The organism is Massilia sp. UBA6681, from assembly GCF_002454935.1.
GTDB classification, from domain to species: Bacteria; Pseudomonadota; Gammaproteobacteria; order Burkholderiales; family Burkholderiaceae_D; genus Telluria; species Telluria varians.
Genome location: NZ_DKJX01000027.1, coordinates 17,688 through 36,445 on the forward strand (window position 1 = coordinate 17,688; position 18,758 = coordinate 36,445).

General features: G+C 65.3%; 18 protein-coding genes. 10 read left to right on the forward strand and 8 right to left on the reverse strand.

The genetic code is table 11. The features are described 5' to 3' along the window. Nucleotide 1 precedes the first annotated feature (1 nt). Genes B2R83_RS03120 through B2R83_RS03130 form a run of 3 tightly spaced genes read right to left on the reverse strand, consistent with a single transcriptional unit; the run spans nucleotide 2 to nucleotide 2,616 of the window. Nucleotides 2-1,171, reverse strand: coding sequence for a vWA domain-containing protein (locus tag B2R83_RS03120; protein ID WP_209587392.1), 1,170 nt, complete (start codon nucleotides 1,169-1,171; stop codon nucleotides 2-4). 3 nt (nucleotides 1,172-1,174) lie between these two features. Then, complete coding sequence (locus B2R83_RS03125) at nucleotides 1,175-1,765, reverse strand: GNAT family N-acetyltransferase (protein ID WP_292038232.1); 591 nt, start codon at nucleotides 1,763-1,765, stop codon at nucleotides 1,175-1,177. After that, the gene (locus B2R83_RS03130) at nucleotides 1,762-2,616 is read right to left on the reverse strand and encodes an AAA family ATPase (RefSeq protein WP_292038233.1); all 855 of its coding nucleotides are present in this window, start codon (nucleotides 2,614-2,616) and stop codon (nucleotides 1,762-1,764) included. Before B2R83_RS03130 ends, B2R83_RS03125 begins: the two co-directional genes overlap by 4 nt. Nucleotides 2,617-2,795: 179 nt before the next feature. Here B2R83_RS03130 and B2R83_RS03135 point away from each other — a divergent pair, with 179 nt between their 5' ends. From B2R83_RS03135 to B2R83_RS03145, 3 genes are all read left to right on the forward strand, one after another. Further along, entirely contained in the window at nucleotides 2,796-3,143 is a 348-nt protein-coding gene (locus B2R83_RS03135) for a c-type cytochrome (protein WP_292038234.1), read from the forward strand. Nucleotides 3,144-3,153: 10 nt separating this feature from the next. After that, the gene (locus B2R83_RS03140) at nucleotides 3,154-3,492 is read left to right on the forward strand and encodes a c-type cytochrome (RefSeq protein ID WP_036211631.1); all 339 of its coding nucleotides are present in this window, start codon (nucleotides 3,154-3,156) and stop codon (nucleotides 3,490-3,492) included. A 100-nt stretch (nucleotides 3,493-3,592) separates the two neighbouring features. Beyond that, nucleotides 3,593-5,110, forward strand: coding sequence for a SulP family inorganic anion transporter (locus tag B2R83_RS03145; RefSeq protein WP_292038236.1), 1,518 nt, complete (start codon nucleotides 3,593-3,595; stop codon nucleotides 5,108-5,110). A 20-nt stretch (nucleotides 5,111-5,130) separates the two neighbouring features. On the opposite strand, the gene B2R83_RS03150 is transcribed toward B2R83_RS03145, so the two are convergent. From B2R83_RS03150 to B2R83_RS03160, 3 genes are all read right to left on the reverse strand, one after another. Then, nucleotides 5,131-6,645, reverse strand: coding sequence for an aspartyl protease family protein (locus tag B2R83_RS03150; RefSeq protein WP_292038237.1), 1,515 nt, complete (start codon nucleotides 6,643-6,645; stop codon nucleotides 5,131-5,133). A gap of 152 nt (nucleotides 6,646-6,797) precedes the next feature. Further along, complete coding sequence (locus B2R83_RS03155; RefSeq protein ID WP_036211640.1) at nucleotides 6,798-7,226, reverse strand: DUF1841 family protein; 429 nt, start codon at nucleotides 7,224-7,226, stop codon at nucleotides 6,798-6,800. A 167-nt stretch (nucleotides 7,227-7,393) separates the two neighbouring features. After that, nucleotides 7,394-8,038: an RNA pyrophosphohydrolase gene (locus B2R83_RS03160; protein ID WP_292038238.1), complete on the reverse strand. Its 645-nt coding sequence runs from the start codon at nucleotides 8,036-8,038 to the stop codon at nucleotides 7,394-7,396. 309 nt (nucleotides 8,039-8,347) lie between these two features. On the opposite strand from B2R83_RS03160, the gene B2R83_RS03165 reads away from it, so the two are divergent. From B2R83_RS03165 to B2R83_RS03180, 4 genes are all read left to right on the forward strand, one after another. Further along, nucleotides 8,348-10,066, forward strand: a complete 1,719-nt coding sequence (locus B2R83_RS03165) for a proline--tRNA ligase (protein ID WP_292038240.1) — start codon at nucleotides 8,348-8,350, stop codon at nucleotides 10,064-10,066. A 2-nt stretch (nucleotides 10,067-10,068) separates the two neighbouring features. Next, on the forward strand, nucleotides 10,069-10,686 hold the full coding sequence (locus tag B2R83_RS03170) for a lytic transglycosylase domain-containing protein (protein WP_307189160.1): 618 nt from the start codon (nucleotides 10,069-10,071) through the stop codon (nucleotides 10,684-10,686). Nucleotides 10,687-10,764: 78 nt separating this feature from the next. Continuing rightward, entirely contained in the window at nucleotides 10,765-12,219 is a 1,455-nt protein-coding gene (locus B2R83_RS03175) for an alkaline phosphatase (protein WP_292038242.1), read from the forward strand. 10 nt (nucleotides 12,220-12,229) lie between these two features. Continuing rightward, nucleotides 12,230-13,600: an alkaline phosphatase gene (locus tag B2R83_RS03180; protein ID WP_292038243.1), complete on the forward strand. Its 1,371-nt coding sequence runs from the start codon at nucleotides 12,230-12,232 to the stop codon at nucleotides 13,598-13,600. Nucleotides 13,601-13,795: 195 nt separating this feature from the next. Here the strand turns inward: B2R83_RS03180 and B2R83_RS03185 are convergent, their stop codons facing one another. After that, a complete protein-coding gene (locus B2R83_RS03185) occupies nucleotides 13,796-14,188 on the reverse strand; it encodes an SWIB/MDM2 domain-containing protein (RefSeq protein ID WP_027866608.1) in 393 nt (130 codons plus the stop codon). Nucleotides 14,189-14,420: 232 nt separating this feature from the next. Beyond that, nucleotides 14,421-15,788 (reverse strand): signal recognition particle protein, encoded by a 1,368-nt coding sequence (ffh, locus tag B2R83_RS03190; protein ID WP_027866609.1) that lies wholly within the window; start codon nucleotides 15,786-15,788, stop codon nucleotides 14,421-14,423. Nucleotides 15,789-16,060: 272 nt separating this feature from the next. Here ffh and B2R83_RS03195 point away from each other — a divergent pair, with 272 nt between their 5' ends. From B2R83_RS03195 to B2R83_RS03205, 3 genes are read left to right on the forward strand one after another with little or no spacing between them, the layout of a single operon-like run. Continuing rightward, nucleotides 16,061-17,032, forward strand: coding sequence for an ABC transporter substrate-binding protein (locus tag B2R83_RS03195; protein ID WP_292038245.1), 972 nt, complete (start codon nucleotides 16,061-16,063; stop codon nucleotides 17,030-17,032). Between the two features lie 11 nt (nucleotides 17,033-17,043). Next, nucleotides 17,044-17,892, forward strand: coding sequence for an ABC transporter permease (locus tag B2R83_RS03200; protein WP_292038246.1), 849 nt, complete (start codon nucleotides 17,044-17,046; stop codon nucleotides 17,890-17,892). A 1-nt stretch (nucleotide 17,893) separates the two neighbouring features. Beyond that, on the forward strand, nucleotides 17,894-18,721 hold the full coding sequence (locus B2R83_RS03205; protein ID WP_292038247.1) for an ABC transporter ATP-binding protein: 828 nt from the start codon (nucleotides 17,894-17,896) through the stop codon (nucleotides 18,719-18,721). Nucleotides 18,722-18,758: the final 37 nt, after the last annotated feature.

Genomic DNA, 18,758 nt, shown 5'->3' on the forward strand with positions numbered 1-18,758 from the left:
GTTATTTGCTTAGAAGCCGCATGGCCCGCTCCAGCCCCTCCAGGGTGATCGGGAACATCCTGTTATTCATGATCTGCCGGATGACGGCGATCGATTGCCGGTATTCCCACAGGTGTTCCGGCTCGGGATTGAGCCAGGCGAACTTGGGGAAGGCGCTGGTGAAGCGCGCTAGCCAGGCGGCGCCGGCTTCCTCGTTGTTGTACTCGACCGAGCCGCCCGGCGCCAGCACCTCGTAGGGGCTCATGGTGGCGTCGCCGACGAAAATCACGCGGGTGTCGTTCGGGTAGGTGCGCAGCACGTCCCAGGTCGGGAAGCGCTCGCTGTGGCGGCGCCGGTTGTTCTTCCACAGGTAGTCGTAGACGCAGTTGTGGAAGTAATAGAACTCCATGTTCTTGAATTCGCTCTTGGCGGCCGAGAACAGTTCTTCCACGCGCTCGATGTGGTCGTCCATCGAGCCGCCGACATCCAGCAGCATCACCACCTTGATGCGGTTCTTGCGCTCGGGCTGCATGCGGATGTCGAGGTAGCCCGCGTTGCTGGCGGTGGCGCGGATGGTGTCGTCCAGCGCCAGTTCTTCCGCCGCGCCGGTGCGGGCGAAGCGGCGCAGGCGGCGCAGCGCCACCTTGATGTTGCGGGTGCCGAGCTCGCGCTCGTCGTCGTAGTCGCGGTAGCTGCGCTGCTCCCAGACCTTGACCGCCGTGCGGTTGCGGCCCTGGCCACCGATGCGGATGCCTTCCGGGTTGGTGCCGCCGTTCCCGAAAGGCGAGGTGCCGCCGGTGCCGATCCACTTGTTGCCGCCCTCGTGGCGTCCCTTTTGTTCCTTCAGCAGTTCTTCCAGGCGCTGCTGCAGCTTGTCGTAGCCGAGCTTTTCCAGCGCGGCCTTTTGTTCGGGCGTGAGCTCGCGCTCGAAGCGCTTGAGCAGCCAGTCGAGCGGAATGTCGGCCTTCTCGTCGAACACCGCGTTCACGCCCTTGAAGTAGGCGCCGAAGGCGCGGTCGAACTTGTCGAAGTGGGCCTCGTCCTTCACCAGCGTCAGGCGCGCGAGGTAGTAGAACTCGTCGAGCGAGGGCGCGGTCACGCCCTGCTGCAGCGCTTCCAGCAGGGTCAGGAATTCCTTGATCGTGACCGGGACCTTGGCGTCACGCAGGGTGTAGAAGAAGTCGATCAGCATGGTTCAGACTCGTGCGTGCCGCTCCAGGCGCTCGTGCAGGGCGCGCTTGATGAGCGGCCATTCGCCCCGCAGGATGCTGTACATGACCGTGTCGCGCACCGTGCCGTCGCGGCGCAGGGCATGGTGGCGGATGACCCCATCCTTCTTCGCGCCCAGGGCCTCGATCGCGGCCTGCGAGGCAAGGTTCTCGCAGTCGGTGCGCAGGCCGACCACTCCGCAGCCGAGGGTGTCGAAGGCGTGCGACAGCAGGAGCAGCTTGCAGCTGGTGTTCACGTGGGTGCGCTGGACGCGCCTGGCGTACCAGGTGTAGCCGATCTCGACGCGATCCACGCTTGGGACGATGTCGTGGTAGCTGGTCGTGCCCAGCACGCTGCCGTGGCGCGCGTCGACGACGGCGAAGGCGAGGCGGTCGCGCGTGTCGAGCGCGGTGCCGATGTACTGCGCCGCATTGTGCGGCTCGGGCACGCTGGTCACGCGCAGCTTCCACAGTTCGCCGTCACTGGCGGCGGCGCGCAGGCCGTCCTCGTGGTGCGGTGCCAGCGGCTCCAGGCGCAGGCCGTTGAACTCGAGCGTGGCAGGCAGCACCTTGATCACCGGTTGGTCCTCGACATGTAGACCAGGCGCTCGAACAGGTGCACGTCCTGCTCGTTCTTCAGCAGGGCACCATGCAGCGGCGGCACGATGGCTTTCCCGTCCTGGCTGCGCAGGGCATCAAACGGGATGTCCTCGGCCAGCAGGAGCTTGAGCCAGTCGAGGAATTCCGAGGTCGAGGGCTTCTTCTTGATGCCGGCGACCTCGCGCAGCTCGTAGAAGCTCTGCAGGGCGGCCCCCAAGAGGTCCTGCTTCAGGGTCGGGAAGTGCACCTTGACGATGTCGGCCATGGTGTCCCGGTCCGGGAATTTGATGTAATGGAAGAAGCAGCGGCGGAGAAAAGCGTCCGGCAATTCCTTCTCGTTGTTCGAGGTGATGATCACCAGCGGGCGGTGCCTGGCCACCACCATCTCGCGCGTCTCGTAGACGTAGAACTCCATGCGGTCCAGTTCGCGCAGCAGGTCGTTCGGGAACTCGATATCGGCCTTGTCGATCTCGTCGATGAGCAGGACGGTCGGTTCCGGCGCGGTGAAGGCCTGCCACAGCACGCCCTTGACGATGTAGTTGTGGATGTCGCGCACGCGCTCGTCGCCCAGCTGCGAGTCGCGCAGGCGCGACACCGCGTCGTACTCGTACAGGCCCTGCTGGGCCTTGGTGGTCGACTTCACGTGCCACTGCAGCAGCGGCATGCCGAGTGCCGCCGCGACCTCTTCGGCCAGCATGGTCTTGCCGGTGCCGGGCTCGCCCTTGATCAGGAGCGGGCGGCCGAGCGTGAGCGCGGCGTTGACGGCCAGTTTCAGGTCGGCGGTGGCGACGTAGTTGTCGCTGCCTTCGAAGCGTGGGGAAGCGTGCATGGGCGTTGTCGGATTGGAGTGAAATGAAGCCGAGTATATGCCAGAACACAGGCGCGGACAGGGCTGCGCGCGTTTGTAGACTGGTGACAACTCTTCAGATAGAATCGACAGGTTGGTAGTCCATTTGCTAACTTTTTGTGCGTTTGCGGTATTCGAATTACAACTAACGAGCCACACCCATGAAAACATCTTTAGCACTACTGGTATTGGCAGCGTTTGCCGCCAGCGCCACCCCGGCCGCCGCGGCGGAAGTTGTCGGCAATCCGAAAGCAGCACCGGCCAAGATCGAAATGTGCATCGGCTGCCACGGCATCCCGGGCTACAAGTCGGGCTTCCCCGAGGTCTACCGCGTTCCCATGATCGGCGGCCAGTCGGCCAAGTACATCGAAAGCGCGCTGAAGGCCTATCGCAAGGGCGAGCGCAAGAACCCGTCGATGATGGGCATCGCCGCTTCGCTGAGCGACCAGGACATCGCCGACGTCGCCGCCTACTATTCGCAGCAGACCCCCGCCACCGCCAAACGCTAAGGACCAGCCAATGAAAAAACTGATCTATGCGCTGGTTGCCGGCGCTTTTGCCCTGAACGCTACGGCGGCCGACGTCTCGAAAGGCGAGGCGCTGGTCAAGAAGTACAACTGCGCGTCCTGCCACGGCGCCGACTACAACAAGCCGATCGACCCGAGCTATCCGAAGCTGGCCGGTCAGCATGCCGACTACCTGGCCCACGCCCTGCGCGCCTACAAGCGCGGCGCCGGCGCCAACGGCCGTACCAACCCGATCATGGCAGGGCAGGTGCAGCCGCTGTCGAACAAGGACATGGCGGACATCGGCGCCTACCTGGCCAGCCTGCCGTCGCAATTCGTGGTCAGCAAGTAACAAAACACAGCGGCTTCCAGCGGTTCCGGCGTCCAGCTGGTAAACTGACGATCCCCCCGACCGGGCAGCCGGCGGGGGGATTTTGTTTTCCGGAGCCCCGATGTCCTTGTCCCCGTCCTACCTCAAATCCAACCTGCTCAGCGGCCTGACCGTCGCCCTGGCGCTCGTCCCCGAGGCGATCGCTTTTGCCCTGGTGGCCCAGGTTTCGCCCCTCACCGGCCTGTACGCCGCGGTGCTGGTCTCCTTCATTACCTCCGCGTTCGGCGGCCGCCCCGGCATGATCTCGGCCGCGGCCGGATCGCTGGCGGTGGTGATGGTGGCGCTGGTGGTGCAGCACGGGCCGCAGTACCTGTTCGCGGCCGTGGTGCTGATGGGCGTGCTGCAACTGCTGTTCGCGGCCGCGCGCCTGGGCAAGTTCATCCGCATGGTGCCGCACCCGGTCATGCTCGGCTTCGTCAACGGCCTGGCGCTGGTGATCTTCGTCGCCCAGTTCGGCCACTTCAAGACGCCGGGCCCGGACGGCACGATGCAATGGATGGGCGGCCTTGAGCTGGCCACGATGCTGGCGGTGGTCGCCGCCACCATGGCGGTCATCTACCTCACGCCGCGCTTCACCAAGGCGGTGCCGAGCACCCTGGTCGGCATCCTGGCGGCCAGCGCCGGCTGCGCGCTGCTGGGCATCGACACCAAGACCGTGGGCGACCTCGGCTCGATCGCCGGTGGGCTGCCCAGCTTCGCGGTGCCCGAGGTGCCGTGGAACCTGGAGACCCTGCGCATCGTGTTCCCGTATGCGCTGGTGCTGGCCGGCGTCGGCCTGATCGAGTCGCTGCTCACGCTCACCCTGCTCGACGAGATCACCGATACCCGCGGCCAGCCCAACCGCGAATGCCTGGCGCTGGGCGCGTCCAATGTCGTCACCGGCTTCTTCGGGGGCATGGGCGGCTGCGCCCTGATCGGCCAGAGCATGATCAACGTGAACAGCGGCGGCACCGGGCGCCTGTCGGGCATCGTGGCCTCCCTGTTCCTGCTCTCCTTCATCCTGGTCGGATCAAGCTGGATCGAGCAGATCCCGCTGGCGGCGCTGATCGGCGTGATGTTCGTGGTCTGCGAGAAGACCTTCGAGTGGGGCACCTTCCGCCTGTTCGGCAAGGTGCCGCGGGCGGACGCGCTGGTGATCGTGCTGGTGGCGGGCATCACCCTGGCCTTCGACCTGGCGGTGGCGGTGCTGGCCGGGGTGGTCGTCTCGGCCCTGGTGTTCGCCTGGCAGCATGCCAAGCAGATCCGCGTCACCAGCGGCACCGATGCGCAGGGACGGAAGGTCTACGAGCTGGAAGGCACGCTGTTCTTCGCCTCGGTGACCGGCTTCCAGGGGATGTTCACGCCGAAGACCGACCCGCAGGACGTGGTCATCGAGTTCCGTCGCGCGCGCGTGGCCGACCACTCGGCGATCCAGGCGATCGATGGCCTGGCCGAGCGCTACCGCGCATTGGACAAGCGCCTGCACCTGCGCCACCTGAGCCCGGACTGCCGCGAGCTGCTAGAACGCGCCCGCGACATGATCGAAGTGAACCTGCCGGAAGACCCGCGCTACCGCGTCGCCGACGACAAGCTGGGCTGATTCGCGCCGCCGTGCACTGATCAGGTACCCAGCTTGGTATAGGTCAGTTCGGGCGTGGTGCAACTGGCCGCGATCTGGGCGTCGATGGCTTTCTCCGCATCCGGCTGGGCGTGTGCGCGGTACCAGTCGCCCATCGCCGCCAGCGCCTCGCAGCGGCGCTCCTTGCCTTCGCTGCGCGCGCCGCCGGCTTCCGCCAGGAGCTTGTCGGCCGACAGGGTGCCGAGGTAGAACTCGCCGATCGGTTTCGGCCATTCGTCGCTCGCGGTGCGCGAGAAGATCGTGGCAAGCTCCGATTTCGCCAGCTCGGGCTGGCCGCTGCGTACGCGCGCGAGGTAGAGCCAGAGGGCGCCGTGGCGTTCGGCCGGCAGCTTGTCGAGCGCGCTGCGCAGGCGCGTGGCGGCAGCGGCATAGTCGCGCTGCGCCAGCAGCTCATGGCCGGTGTGCAGGTTGGCATGGCCGCTGCCGCCCTTGGCCGCCTTTTCCAGCCATTCTTTCGAGCGCTCGCTGTCCTTCGCGACCAGCTTCCCGCTGCGGTAGGCGCGGGCCAGCGTGAACTGGGCGTCGGCGTTGCCGCCCTCCGCCTCGGCCAGGACCCATGGCTCCAGCGTGCGCCGCTGGCCGAAAGGCTCGCTGCCCACATAGGAAAAGTACAGCTTGTTCTGGCTCAGCGCGAACAGCACGCGGTGGGCGCGCAGGAAGTCCGCGCCCAGCACCACGTCGGCCATGTTCAGGCCGGAGTTTTCCACACCCATCTCTGCGTTCTGGACGGTTTCCTCGCCAATCTGGAAGGTGGTCGTCACGTGCCAGCGTTGGGCCGAGTAGTTGCCGATGCCGCCGATATCCGAGCCGCGCGTGGCGTCGGGGCCGTCCAGCGCGATCCCGGCACGCTTGGCGGCATCGGCGGTGATCATGGAGGCAAAGGCGCCGGTGTCGATCATCGCCTCCAGTTCCTTGCCGTTGATGCGTACGAAGAACTTCGGGTTCATGTGGTGTTCGTCGTGGCGCCGCAGCGGGATCGCCTGCACGTCCTTGCCCCAGTAGCCGAGCCAGGTGCCGCCGCATTTCTCGGGGACGAAGAAGGTCAGCTGCTTGGTGGGGAGCGAGATCTCCACATCGGTCTGGAACAGGAAGGGCGCGCCCAGGATGCCATCGTAGGAGGGCGTGTCGCCGAAGCTGCCGATCACCGGCATATTGCTGCGGCCGGCGCGGACCGGCCCGACGATGAATTCGTTGACGATGGAGGCATAGATCGGCGAACTGCCGCCGAAGCCCTGGGCATGCCTGCCGGTGGCGTACAGGCGGATGCCGCGCCGCTCGGTGCCGGTGCGCGTCAGCGCGGTCGCATAGGCGCCGGTGTCGACCAGCAGTTCGGCCGGGGAGCCGTTGATGCTGCCCTCGGCGGTGATTTCCAGGCCCATCCCGCTATAGCGCAGCGGCAGCTTGCCAATCGGCGTATACGTGCAGGTCTGCGCGGCGGCATGGGCGAGGGGGAGGAGGGCGCAGGCCGCGCCCAGCAGGCGGAGGATGGTTTTCATGCATAAATACTATGAGGAAACTTGCATTCGCGGCAATCCTGTATGCATAAAACACGGCGTAAATATCGACGCCCCGCTAAACTGTTGGGATTTGGAACATGATACAAAAAATGCGGCCTAGGCCGCATTTTTGAATCATGTTGCCGCGCCCCTCAGCGCGTGGCGCGCTGGCGCACGCATTCGATATAGGCTTCGGTATCCGGCGGCAGGCCGGCGCGCTGCGACTTCCAGATCATCTCGCCGAGGCATTCCATGATCTCGTGGTGCGCCTCGTGCTCGCCGATGCGGTTCACCAGCAGGTCGTGCGCGGCCTTGATGCCGCGCGGCTGGTCGATCGAGACCTGCTCGGCGATCGACAGGTGCATCGACAGGTGCAGGAAAGGATTCGGCTTGCCGCCTTCGACCGAGTAGTCGCGGGCGATGGCCGCTTCGACGTCATCGAGTTCGGCGTGGTATTCGGGATGCTGGACGATCCAGTCGGCCGCGATGGCGTCCATCGGGCTCAGGATCTCGCCGTTGCGCTGCTTGCGCAGGGCTTCGCAGAAAAAGCGGCGCACGTCGTGCGAGGACGGAGTGAACATGGCTGGGGAGGGAGAAAAAAGGCAGGAAGCCGGCATTCTAGCGCTTCCCGCCGCTGTCTGCTTCAGGACGCCCAGGCAGCGGCCTGAAGCGCGGGATGAAAGGGGGCATCCGCCGCGGGCGCGACGGAAGAAAGCCACGGGGAGCGCGCTGCTCCCCGTGGTTCGGCTTACTCGTCCGGCAACAGCACCAGCGAATCCGGCGTCGCCGGCTTGGCCGCGGCGGCAGGCGCCACCGCATTGGCCGCCAATGCCTGTTGGCCCTTGCCGCCCTGGGCGCGGCTGTGCGGCTGGCGCAGGTAGCGCGCGCTGTGGCGGCGTTCGCCGTGCTGGCCCTTGGCCGGCCAGGTGATGAAGCGCGACAGCTCCTGCAGCGCGCGCTGGTAGACATCGCGCTTGAACTCGATGACCACGTCCAGCGGCACCCAGTAGTCGTGCCAGCGCCAGGCGTCGAACTCGGGATGGTCGGTCAGGCGCAGGTTGACGTCGTTATCGCGCGCCATCATGCGCAGCAGGAACCAGATCTGCTTCTGGCCACGGTAGTGGCCGCGGATCTCGCGCTTGATGAAGTGGTCGGGCACTTCATAGCGCAGCCAGTCGCGGGTGCGGCCCACGATCTTGACGTGCTCCTGCCGCAAACCGATTTCTTCCTCGAGTTCGCGGTACATCGCCTGTTCCGGCGTCTCGCCGTATTTGATACCCCCTTGCGGAAACTGCCATGAGTGCTCGCGCACCCGCTTGCCCCACCACACCTCGTTGTTGGCGTTCAGCAGGATGATGCCGACGTTGGGGCGGAACCCTTCACGATCGAGCATATGTGCACCTCGAAACTTTCTGCCGGCCGTACGATCCTTCGATCGTCTGACAATTCCCCCAATAGCTGCGTTGCATCGTCTCGCCGTACCAAGGTACTGTCTTCGACGCTGCGCCTTGCTCTTGGGGTTTTGCCAGCCGCTCTTATATTTTTACCCACAAAGTGCCTTGCCCACCTGGCCGGCTGGTTGCCGACGAGGCAGGTGATGCTTGTTCCGGACCCATTTGTAGAAAGATTGGACGCATCAGCCAGCTAATCCTTTAAAATTAGGTCGATTATAACCCTCTCTTTTTAAAAAGAATTCACGGATATGCGCGCCTCACGATTTTTTATTTCAACTCTTAAAGAAGCGCCTTCGGACGCGGAAATCGTCAGCCACCAGTTGATGATGCGCGCCGGGATGATCAAGCGCCTCGGTTCGGGCATCTACACCTACATGCCGACCGGCCTGCGCATCATCCGCAAGGTCGAGAACATCATCCGCGAAGAGATGAACAAGGCAGGCGCGATCGAACTGCTGATGCCGCTCGTGCAGCCGGCCGAACTGTGGCAGGAGACCGGCCGCTGGGACAAGATGGGCCCGGAACTGATGCGCGTGAAAGACCGCCATGGCCGTGAGTTCGCCATCCAGCCGACCTCGGAAGAAGTCGTCACCGACGTCGTGCGCAGCGAGCTCAAGTCCTACCGCCAGCTGCCGATCAACTTCTACCACATCCAGACCAAGTTCCGCGACGAGCGCCGTCCGCGCTTCGGCCTGATGCGCGGCCGCGAGTTCACCATGAAGGATGCGTATTCCTTCGACCGCGACGTCGAGGGCATGCAGAAGTCCTATGCGACCATGTTCGACGCCTACACCAGGATCTTCACGCGCTTCGGCCTGAAGTTCCGCGCGGTGGCGGCCGACAATGGCGCCATCGGCGGCACCGGCTCGCATGAATTCCACGTCATCGCCAGCACCGGCGAAGACGCGCTGGTGTACTGCCCGGATTCGGACTACGCCGCCAACATCGAAGCGGCCGAAGCACTGGCCAGCGGCGCGCGCGCAGCAAGCACCCAGGAACTGGTCAAGACCTCCACGCCCGGCAAGACCAAGTGCGAAGCCGTGGCCGAACTGCTGAACATCCCGCTGCAGCACCACGTCAAGAGCATCGCCCTGACCGTCGAGAACGAAGGCAAGAAGAGCTACTTCCTGCTGCTGCTGCGCGCCGACCATGAACTCAACGAGATCAAGGTGAACAAGGTGCCGGGGCTGAAGGAGTTCCGCTTCTCGACCGAGGCCGAAATCCAGGAAGTGTACGGCACCGTGCCGGGCTACCTCGGTCCGATCGGCACGAAACTGCCGGTCACCGTGGTGGCCGACCGGACGGTGGCCAACATGGCCGACTTCGTCTGCGGCGCCAACGAGGCGGACTACCACTACGTCGGCGCCAATTGGGGCCGCGATTGCGCCGAGCCGCTCGTGGCCGACCTGCGCAACGTGGTCGAAGGCGATCCTTCGCCGGACGGCAAGGGCGTGTTGGCGATCGAGCGCGGCATCGAAGTGGGCCACGTGTTCCAGCTCGGTACCGCCTATTCGGAAGCGATGGACGCCACCTTCCTGGACGAAGCCGGCAAGCCGGCCCCGCTGCAGATGGGCTGCTACGGCATCGGCGTGACCCGCATCCTGGGCGCGGCGATCGAGCAGAACTACGACGACAAGGGCATCATCTGGCCGGATTCGATCGCCCCGTTCGAGCTGGTGCTGTGCCCGATGGGCCTGGACCGCAGCGAGATGGTCAAGGACCAGACCGAGAAGCTGTACGCCGAACTGCAGGCGGCTGGTGTCGACGTGATCGTCGACGACCGCGGCCTGCGTCCGGGCGCGATGTTCGCCGACTGGGAACTGATCGGCGTGCCGCACCGCGTCGTGATCGGCGAGCGCGGCCTCAAGGAAGGCAACCTGGAATACCAGGGCCGCCGCGACGAAGCCGCCACCAGCGTGCCGGTCGACGGCATGGTCGCCTTCATCAAGGGCAAGCTGGGCAAGTGAACCTGGCGACGCTGTTCCCCTTCGCAGCCGGTGCGCTGTTTGCCGGCGCGCTGCTGCTCGCCGGCGCGGCGCATGCCGGCAACCAGAAGGAAGAAGCGCTGGCCGATTCGGTCCGCCTCGCCTTGGCCAACGCCATCAACGACAGCCGCCCGCCGAAGCCGGTGCTGCGCGACGAGCAAGCGCGGGCGCGCTACCAGGCCTGGTTCGACGAGATGTCGCGCCGGCTTGCCAAGCGCATCCCGGACGCCTCGTCGCGCACCGAATTCCTCGAGTCGGTCTGGTACGAATCGACCCGGGCCGGCCTCGACCCGGGGCTGGTGCTGGGCCTGATCCACGTGGAGTCGGCCTACCGCAAGTACGCCATTTCCATCGCCGGCGCGCGCGGCTACATGCAGGTGATGCCGTTCTGGACCAAGGTCATCGGCGACAGCGACCGCCGCAAGCTGTTCCACATGCAGACCAACCTGCGCTACGGCTGCTCGATCCTGCGCATGTACATCGACATGGAAAAGGGCAACCTGTATCTCGCGCTGGGCCGCTATAACGGCAGCCGCGGCAAGCCGCAGTATCCGAACGCGGTGCTGGCGGCCTGGAAGAAGTGGGAATTCAAGCGCGGCTAGTGCCGTACTAACAATCCCGCAACAATTCCAGGTGCCATAATGCATTAAACTCTGCGCTTTCCAGACGTAGAGGTCCTCATGCGATTGTCCACCCTTGCCGGCGCTGTCCTCATCGCCGCGCTGGCCGGCTGCGCCGCCGTGCCGCCCACTTCCCAAGCACCCGCCCAGGTCCAGCACGACCAGCGCGCCAGGAACGTAATTTTCTTCCTCGGCGACGGCATGGGCCTGAACACGCTCACCGCCGCGCGCATCTTCCACGCCGGCGAAGCGGGCGAACTCACCATCGACCGCCTGCCCGAATCGGCCTTCGTGAAGACCTTCTCGAACGACGCCATGGTCACCGACAGCGCCGCCGGCATGGCCGCCTACATGACCGGCGTGAAGCACAACAACGGCGTGATCTCGATGTCCCTCGGCACCCGTTCGGTCGCGCCGGGCAAGGATGCCAACGGCAATGCCCTGGTCAGCAAGTGCGAGAACGGCTCGCCCGCCACCACGCTGCTGGAACTGGCGCGCAAGCGCGGCATGGCGCTGGGCGTGGTCACCAACACCAGCGTCACCGACGCCACCCCAGCCTCCGCCTACGGCCATGGCTGCCACCGCAAGCTCGAGACCGATTTCGCGGCCATGCTGGTGCCGGGCGGCGCCGGCTACAACGGGGCGCTCGGCCCGCGCGGTCTGGACGTGATGTTCGGCGGCGGCGCCCAGTTCTTCACGCCCTTCGCGCGCGGCGGCAAGCGCGCCGACAACCGCGACCTGCTGGCCGAACTGGGACAGCAGGGCTTCCGCGTCGCCCGTGATACCGCGAGCTTCAACGCGCTCGCCCTCGACGCGCAGCAGCCGGCCATCGGCCTGTTTGCCCAGAACCACATGGACTACGACGCCACCCGCGATCAAGCGAAGCAGCCGAGCCTGACCGAGATGACGCGCAAGGCCATCGACCTGCTGGCCCCGCACGCAACCCAAGGCGGCAAGGGCTTCTTCCTGGTGGTCGAGGGCGGCCTGATCGACCATGCGCTGCACGCCACGTTGGCTAAGCGCGCGCTGCAGGAAACCGTGTCCTACAACGACGCCATGCAGGCCGCGCTGGAGAAGATGGAGGCACTGGACCCGGGCCTGAAGAACACCCTGATCGTCGCCACCGCCGACCATGACCACACGCTGCTCCTGAACGGCTACACGGTCCGCACCGGCAAGACCACCCCGACCAATCCGGGCGTGCTGGGCCTGGTGCGCAACCTGGACGGCAGCCCCAAGCTGGACAAGGAAGGCCGTCCCTTCACCATCATCGGCTTCGGCACCGGCGAGAACCGCACCAACGGTCCACGCTCCAGCCAGCCCGCGCTCACCGACGAGATCGTGACGCGCGACGACTACCACCAGGAAGCGGTGGTGCGCACGCGCACGGGCGCCGAGACCCACGGCGGCACCGACGTCTACCTGGGCGCCGCCGGCGCCGGCGCGGAACTGTTCCGCGGGACCATCGACAATACCCGCGTCTTCGGCCTGATCAAGACCGCTGCCGGCCTCTGAGGAATTCATCATGAACAAACGACTCAACTTCCTTCTGGCCGCCAGCCTGGCAAGCAGCTGCGCATTTGCAGCGCCGCAGGCCAAGAACATCATCTTCTTCCTCGGCGACGGCATGGGCCCGACCACCATCAGCGCCGCCCGCATCTTCAAGCACGGCGAGGACGGCCTGCTGAACTTCGAACGCCTGGAGCGCACCGCGCGCATCAAGACCTATTCGAACGACTTCCAGACCACCGACAGCGCGCCCTCGATGGGCGCCTACATGACCGGCGTGAAGATCAACCAGGACGGCATCTCGATCAAGGATGCGCGCGCCATCGATCCCGAGAAGGACGCCAACGGCAACCGCACGATCGACAAGTGCGCGCCGAACGACGGCGTGATCGTGCCGACCATCCTCGAGCTGGCCAAGGCGCGTGGCAAGGCCGTGGGCGCGGTGACCACCACCGAGCTGACCCACGCCACGCCGGCGTCGACCTTCTCGCACGTCTGCCACCGCGACGCCGGCTACACCATCGCGCGCCAGATCGTGCCGGGCGGCGAAGGCTACAACCGCGCGCTGGGCGACGGCGTCGACGTCCTGATGGGCGGCGGGCGCCACCACTTCACGCCCTTCGACAAGGCCGCCAATCCGAAGGGCCGCGCGGACGGGCGCGACCTGATGGCGGAGTTCGCGGCGCAGGGCTATGCCGTCGGCAAGACGCGCGCCGACATGATGTCGGCGCGCCCGGGCCGCAAGTTCGTCGGCATCTACAGCGCCGACACCCACATGGACTATTCGCTGGCGCGCCGCCCGGAGCAGCCGACCCTGACCGAGATGGCCCTGAAGGCGATCGAGCTGCTGTCGAAGGATCCGGACGGCTTCTTCCTGATGGTCGAAGGCGGCAAGATCGACCACGCGCTGCACGACACCAACGCCAAGAACGCGCTGGCCGACACGGTGGCCTTCGACGAGGCGATCCAGGCCGCGATCGACCGCATGCGCCAGATTGATCCGGGACTGGAAAACACGCTCATCGTCGTGACCGCCGACCACGACCACACGATGGTCCTGAGCGGCTATCCGAAGCGCGGCAGCAAGGTGCTGGACATCGTGCACGACTACGCCAGCGGCCAGCCGAAGAAGGACGCCGACGGCAAGACCTTCACCGCGCTCCTGTTCGGCAACGGCAAGGTGCGCCCCGACCTGCGCGCCGACGTGGACAGCGCCGTGGCTCTGGGCGACGAGTACCGCCAGGAGGCAGGCGTGCGCACCGTGTACGAATCGCACGGCGGCGGGGACGTGAAGCTGTTTGCCACCGGCGCCGGCTCGGCGCCGTTCAAGGGGACGATGGAGAACACGCAGGTCTTCCATCTGATGAAGGCAGCGGCGGGGCTGTGATCAGGGCGTGATCGAAGTCGTGGCCTTGTTATAGTCCGCGTCTTCTACCAACGTCATTCCGGCCTCCGCCGGAATGACGGAGCATAGGGCGCGGGCCGACGTGGAAACGTACCGGCTGTTCAACAGGCCAAAAACAAAAAGCCCCGGTCTCCCGGGGCTTTTCATTTGCAAGGCTACTGGACAGCCGGCCAGTGCTTACTTCAGGTGGTCCGAAATGAGCTTGGTCATTTCGAACATCGAGACCTGTGCCTTGCCGCCGAAGACAGCCTTCAGCTTGTCGTCGGCGTTGATCATGCGGCGGTTCGATTCGTCCTGCAGGTTCTGGGCCTTGATGTAGTCCCAGACCTTCTTGGTGACTTCGGTGCGTGGCAGCGGCTTGTTGCCGACCACTGCTGCCAGTTCGCCCGACGGCGTCATCTCTTTCATGAAAGCGGCGTTCGGCTTGCGTGCCGCGGCCGGCTTCGCTGCTGGTTTCGCTGCTGCTTTTGCTGGAGCTGCTGCTTTTTTTGCTGCAGGCTTGGCCGCTGCTGCCGGCTTGGCGGCTGCTTTCTTGGCTGGCGCTGCGGTGGATTTTTTGGCTGTTGCCATCTTCGAGCCTCCTAAAACGATCACAGGGAAAGTTGCGTTATTGACGCACCGGCTTATATTGGTGGCCTTTTACTGTTCATGCAAGTCTTTTTCGAAATTTTTTCATTCTTATAAGCCCCGATATGCGAGCTATCGCACACTAGGGAGCCGGCAAATGAAAAAACCGCCTGTCAGAATGTAAAAAACCGCGCAAAGCCCGTGTTTGCGCGGTTTCTTCGACGACGCCGCTTGGTCAACGCAGGCCGGGCATCATGCCCTTCATCCCGCGCATCATCTTCATCAGGCCGCCGCCTTTGAGCTTCTTCATCATGGTCTGCATCTGGTCGTACTGGTTCAGCATGCGGTTCACTTCCTGCACCTGCACGCCGGCGCCGGCCGCGATGCGGCGCTTGCGGTTGGCCTTGATCAGCTCGGGCTTGGCGCGCTCGCCGGGTGTCATCGAATCGATGATGCCGACCATGCGGCGCACCTGCTTCTCGGCCTGGTCCATGTTGGCGCCCGCCGCCGCCTGCTGGAACTGGGCCGGCAGCTTATCGAGAAGGCCGGACATGCCGCCCATCTTCTTCATCTGGGTCAGCTGCGCCTTGAAGTCGTTCATGTCGAACTTGCCGCCGCCCTTGATCTTGTTGGCCAGCTCGGTCGCGGCCTCGGCGTCGACGCCCTTGCGCGCTTCTTCCACCAGCGCCAGGATGTCGCCCATGCCCAGCACGCGGTTGGCCATGCGGGTCGGATCGAAGGCTTCCAGGCCGTCCAGCTTTTCGGACACGCCGGCGAACTTGATCGGCTTGCCGGTCACGTGGCGCACCGACAGGGCCGCGCCGCCGCGCGAATCGCCATCGAGCTTGGTCAGCACCACGCCGGTGAGCGGTAGGGCGTCGTTGAAGGCCTTGGCGGTGTTGATCGCATCCTGGCCCAGCATGGCGTCGACCACGAACAGGGTCTCGACCGGATTGACGGCGGCGTGCACCGCCGCGATCTCCTGCATCATCGCTTCGTCGATGCCGAGGCGGCCGGCGGTGTCGATGATCAGGACGTCGTGGTAGTGCTTCTTGGCCCAATCGAGCGCGTTACGCGCGATGTCGACCGGCTTGTCGTTGGCGGTGGACGGGAAGAAGTCGGCGCCGACCTGCTTGGTGACGGACTCCAGCTGCGCGATCGCGGCAGGGCGGTAGACGTCGGCCGAAACGGTCAGGACCTTCTTTTTCTTCTGTTCCTTGAGGTACTTGGCGAGCTTGCCGGTGGTGGTGGTCTTACCCACACCCTGCAGGCCGGCCATCAGGATGATCGCCGGCGGCTGCTGGGCGAAGGACAGCTGGGTGGCGTCGGGGCCGAGGTCGGCGCCCATCAGGGCGGCCAGCTCGCGCTGCACCACGCCGACCAGGGCCTGGCCGGGGCTGAGCGAGCCGATGACTTCTTCGCCCAGCGCTTTCTCTTTGACTTTGGCGATGAATTCGCGCACCGCCGGCAGCGCCACGTCGGCCTCGAGCAGGGCCATGCGCACTTCGCGCAGCATCTCGGCGGTGTTCGCCTCGGTAAGGCGCGCCTCGCCGCGCATCGTCTTGACGACCTTGGCTAGGCGTTGGGTAAGGTTATCTAGCATGTTCTACCTACTATATAAGACAGCACGTCGCATTCGACAAACCGCCATTCTACCTTGCGGCAGCCGCCGAGTTCGACCACCGCAGCGATATAACGCAGTTTTTCCTCACCTGTGATGCGTTCGATCATATGGAAACCTTGCCGTTTCTGACACAGCTCACGTACTCATAGGCCATTTCCCGTCAGCATCGATCTGGTGCGCACACATGTTTTGCTGTGCCGCATACAGGCGACACCAATTGTTTTGCGATTTGTATATACGGGAGAACAGGCATGATCAAGCTAGTCAGCAGCATCCTCGCCGCAGCCGCCCTGCTGGCAGCAGGCGGCGCCGGGGCCCAGGAGGTGGTCCGGCTCGGGAACCTCAAGCTCGCCCATTTCGGCGCGGTCTCGTACATCAAGGAGATCGCGCCGAAGTGCGGCATCCGGGTCGAGGAAAAGGTCTTCGCCAAGGGCCTGGACGTGATGCAGGCGATCATCGCCGGCGAGCTGGACGTCGGCGCCACCGCCTCGGAGGCGGCGATCTCGGGCCGCGCCGGCGGGGCGCCGATCGTCGTGGTGGCCGGTTTCGCCAAGGGCGGCGCGCGCCTGGTGGCGCGGCCCGAACTGGGCATCCGCAGCGTCGCGGGGCTCAAGGGCAAGCGGGTCGGCGTGACCCGCGGCGCGATCCAGGAAGTGCTCCTGATGGCGCAGCTGGCCAAGCATGGATTGAAGGCCGATGCGGCGCCCGGCAAGGACGTGCAGCTGGTGTTCCTGTCCTACGCCGACCTGAACCAGGCCCTGCTCGGCAAGCAGATCGACGCCATGATGCAGTCCGAGCCGCAGTCCTCGCAGGCGATCAACAAGGGCTTCGGCGTCGAAGTGATCAAACCGTATGACACCCCGATCGGCGAGCCGATCCGGACCATGGTCATGACCGAGAAGTTCTACCGCGAACGGCGCTTGGCGGCGGAAAAATTCATGCGCTGCTTCGTCGACGCCACCAGGACCTTCATCGACAGCCCCTCGGTGGCCGAGAAATACGTGCGCGAGACGATCTTCAAGAACCAGATCACGAGCGACGACTTCCAGGATGCGATCCGCAATTCGCCGTATTCCTTCGACATCACGCCCGAGCACATTCAGGTCACCACCGACATCATGGCCAGAACCGGGGTGGGGCGCATGGCGAAACCGCCGGTGGCCCAGGAATGGGTGCGCACCGACCTGCTGGCGGCGGCGAAGAACAGCCTGGGCGTGAAGTGAAGGAGGCCAGCATGCATACCCAAGACAGGCGCAAGCAAACGCGCGAACGCTGGCGCGAGATGGCGGTCGGTGCGGTAGTCCCGGTGGCCGCCGTCCTGCTGTGGCAGTGGGTCGCCATGAACGGCTGGGTCAACCCGCAGGTGCTGCCGGCCCCGCTCGACGTCTGGCGCAAGTGGGTGGCCTACCTGCTGCCGCTGGCGCCCTACGCGGACTATACCGAAGGCGGCTGGTGGTCCTGGGCGCTGTCGGGCGAGCTGCCGATCGACATCTGGACCAGCATGGTGAGGGTGGTGGTGGGCTTCGCGATCGGCGCCGGGCTGGCCCTGCCGCTCGGGCTGGCGATGGGCGCGAGCCGCGTCGTGTACGCGTGGATGAACCCCCTGGTGCAGCTGCTGCGCCCGATCCCGCCGATCGCCTACATCCCGCTGGCCATCCTGTGGTTCGGGCTGGGCAACCCGCCGGCCGTGTTCCTGATCGCACTGGGGGCCTTCTTCCCGGTCCTGATGAACACCATCGCCGGGGTGCGCCACGTGGACGGCATCTACCTGCGCGCGGCGCGCAACCTGGGGGCGGGCGGCGCCACCATGTTCCTGCGCGTGATCCTGCCGGCCGCGGTGCCCTACATCCTGTCGGGCGTGCGGATCGGGATCGGCACCGCCTTCATCGTGGTGATCGTGTCGGAGATGATCGCCGTGAACAACGGGCTGGGTTTCCGCATCCTGGAGGCGCGCGAGTACTTCTGGTCCGACAAGATCATCGCCGGGATGATCACCATCGGCCTGCTCGGCCTGGCCATCGACATCGCCATGAACCGCCTGAATAACTACCTGCTGCGCTGGCACCGCGGCCTGGAGCACTGACATGAACGCACCGCATGCTATCCCCCCGCAGGTCCTGCAGCCGCATATCCGCGTCGATGGCGTCCACAAGCTGTTCGAAACCGGCGGCAGGACGGTCACGGCATTGCAGGACATCGACCTCGACATCCCGCGCGGGCAGTTCACCTGCCTGCTCGGGCCATCCGGCTGCGGCAAGTCCACGCTGCTCAACGCCGTGGCGGGCTTCTCGCTGCCCAGCAGCGGCACGATCACGGTCGACGGCAACCCGGTTACAGCGCCGGGGCCGGACCGCGGCATGGTGTTCCAGGAATATGCGCTGTTCCCCTGGATGACGGTCGAGGACAACATCGCCTTCGGCCTGCACATCAAGGGCCTGGGCAAGGCCGAGATCCGCGCGCGGGTCGGCGACCTGCTGGGCATGCTGTCCCTGAGCGACTTCCGCCAGCGCTTTCCCAAGGACCTGTCAGGCGGCATGCGCCAGCGCGTGGCGATCGCGCGCGTGCTGGCGCTCGATTCGCCGATCATGCTGATGGACGAGCCCTTCGGCGCCCTGGATGCGCTCACCCGCCGCAACCTGCAGGACGAGCTGCTGCGCATCTGGTCCGAGCTGAAGAAGACCATCCTGTTCGTTACCCACAGCATCGAGGAGGCGGTCTACCTGGCGGACCGGATCGTCGTGATGACCTACCGGCCGGGGACGATCAAGCGCGACCTGCTGGTCGAGATTGCGCGCATGCGCGACCCGGCGGCGCCGGAGTTCAACGCGCTCAAAAGGGAGCTGGGGGTGATGGTGATGGAAGAGCAGCAGCGGCATCATACGGAGGAGTTGCGGATGGCGGCGGTGGACTAGTTGCAAATACGCTCTTAAATAGGCCTTAGGGGCGGGG

What these genes read in the sequence shown, in the direction of transcription:
- B2R83_RS03120 (WP_209587392.1), bottom strand. Translation starts at nt 1,171, where the DNA reads ATGCTGATCGACTTCTTCTACACCCTGCGTGACGCCAAGGTCCCGGTC.
- B2R83_RS03130 (WP_292038233.1), bottom strand. Translation starts at nt 2,616, where the DNA reads ATGCACGCTTCCCCACGCTTCGAAGGCAGCGACAACTACGTCGCCACC.
- B2R83_RS03135 (WP_292038234.1), top strand. Translation starts at nt 2,796, where the DNA reads ATGAAAACATCTTTAGCACTACTGGTATTGGCAGCGTTTGCCGCCAGC.
- B2R83_RS03140 (WP_036211631.1), top strand. Translation starts at nt 3,154, where the DNA reads ATGAAAAAACTGATCTATGCGCTGGTTGCCGGCGCTTTTGCCCTGAAC.
- B2R83_RS03145 (WP_292038236.1), top strand. Translation starts at nt 3,593, where the DNA reads ATGTCCTTGTCCCCGTCCTACCTCAAATCCAACCTGCTCAGCGGCCTG.
- B2R83_RS03150 (WP_292038237.1), bottom strand. Translation starts at nt 6,645, where the DNA reads ATGAAAACCATCCTCCGCCTGCTGGGCGCGGCCTGCGCCCTCCTCCCC.
- B2R83_RS03155 (WP_036211640.1), bottom strand. Translation starts at nt 7,226, where the DNA reads ATGTTCACTCCGTCCTCGCACGACGTGCGCCGCTTTTTCTGCGAAGCC.
- B2R83_RS03160 (WP_292038238.1), bottom strand. Translation starts at nt 8,038, where the DNA reads ATGCTCGATCGTGAAGGGTTCCGCCCCAACGTCGGCATCATCCTGCTG.
- B2R83_RS03165 (WP_292038240.1), top strand. Translation starts at nt 8,348, where the DNA reads ATGCGCGCCTCACGATTTTTTATTTCAACTCTTAAAGAAGCGCCTTCG.
- B2R83_RS03175 (WP_292038242.1), top strand. Translation starts at nt 10,765, where the DNA reads ATGCGATTGTCCACCCTTGCCGGCGCTGTCCTCATCGCCGCGCTGGCC.
- B2R83_RS03180 (WP_292038243.1), top strand. Translation starts at nt 12,230, where the DNA reads ATGAACAAACGACTCAACTTCCTTCTGGCCGCCAGCCTGGCAAGCAGC.
- B2R83_RS03185 (WP_027866608.1), bottom strand. Translation starts at nt 14,188, where the DNA reads ATGGCAACAGCCAAAAAATCCACCGCAGCGCCAGCCAAGAAAGCAGCC.
- ffh (WP_027866609.1), bottom strand. Translation starts at nt 15,788, where the DNA reads ATGCTAGATAACCTTACCCAACGCCTAGCCAAGGTCGTCAAGACGATG.
- B2R83_RS03195 (WP_292038245.1), top strand. Translation starts at nt 16,061, where the DNA reads ATGATCAAGCTAGTCAGCAGCATCCTCGCCGCAGCCGCCCTGCTGGCA.
- B2R83_RS03200 (WP_292038246.1), top strand. Translation starts at nt 17,044, where the DNA reads ATGCATACCCAAGACAGGCGCAAGCAAACGCGCGAACGCTGGCGCGAG.
- B2R83_RS03205 (WP_292038247.1), top strand. Translation starts at nt 17,894, where the DNA reads ATGAACGCACCGCATGCTATCCCCCCGCAGGTCCTGCAGCCGCATATC.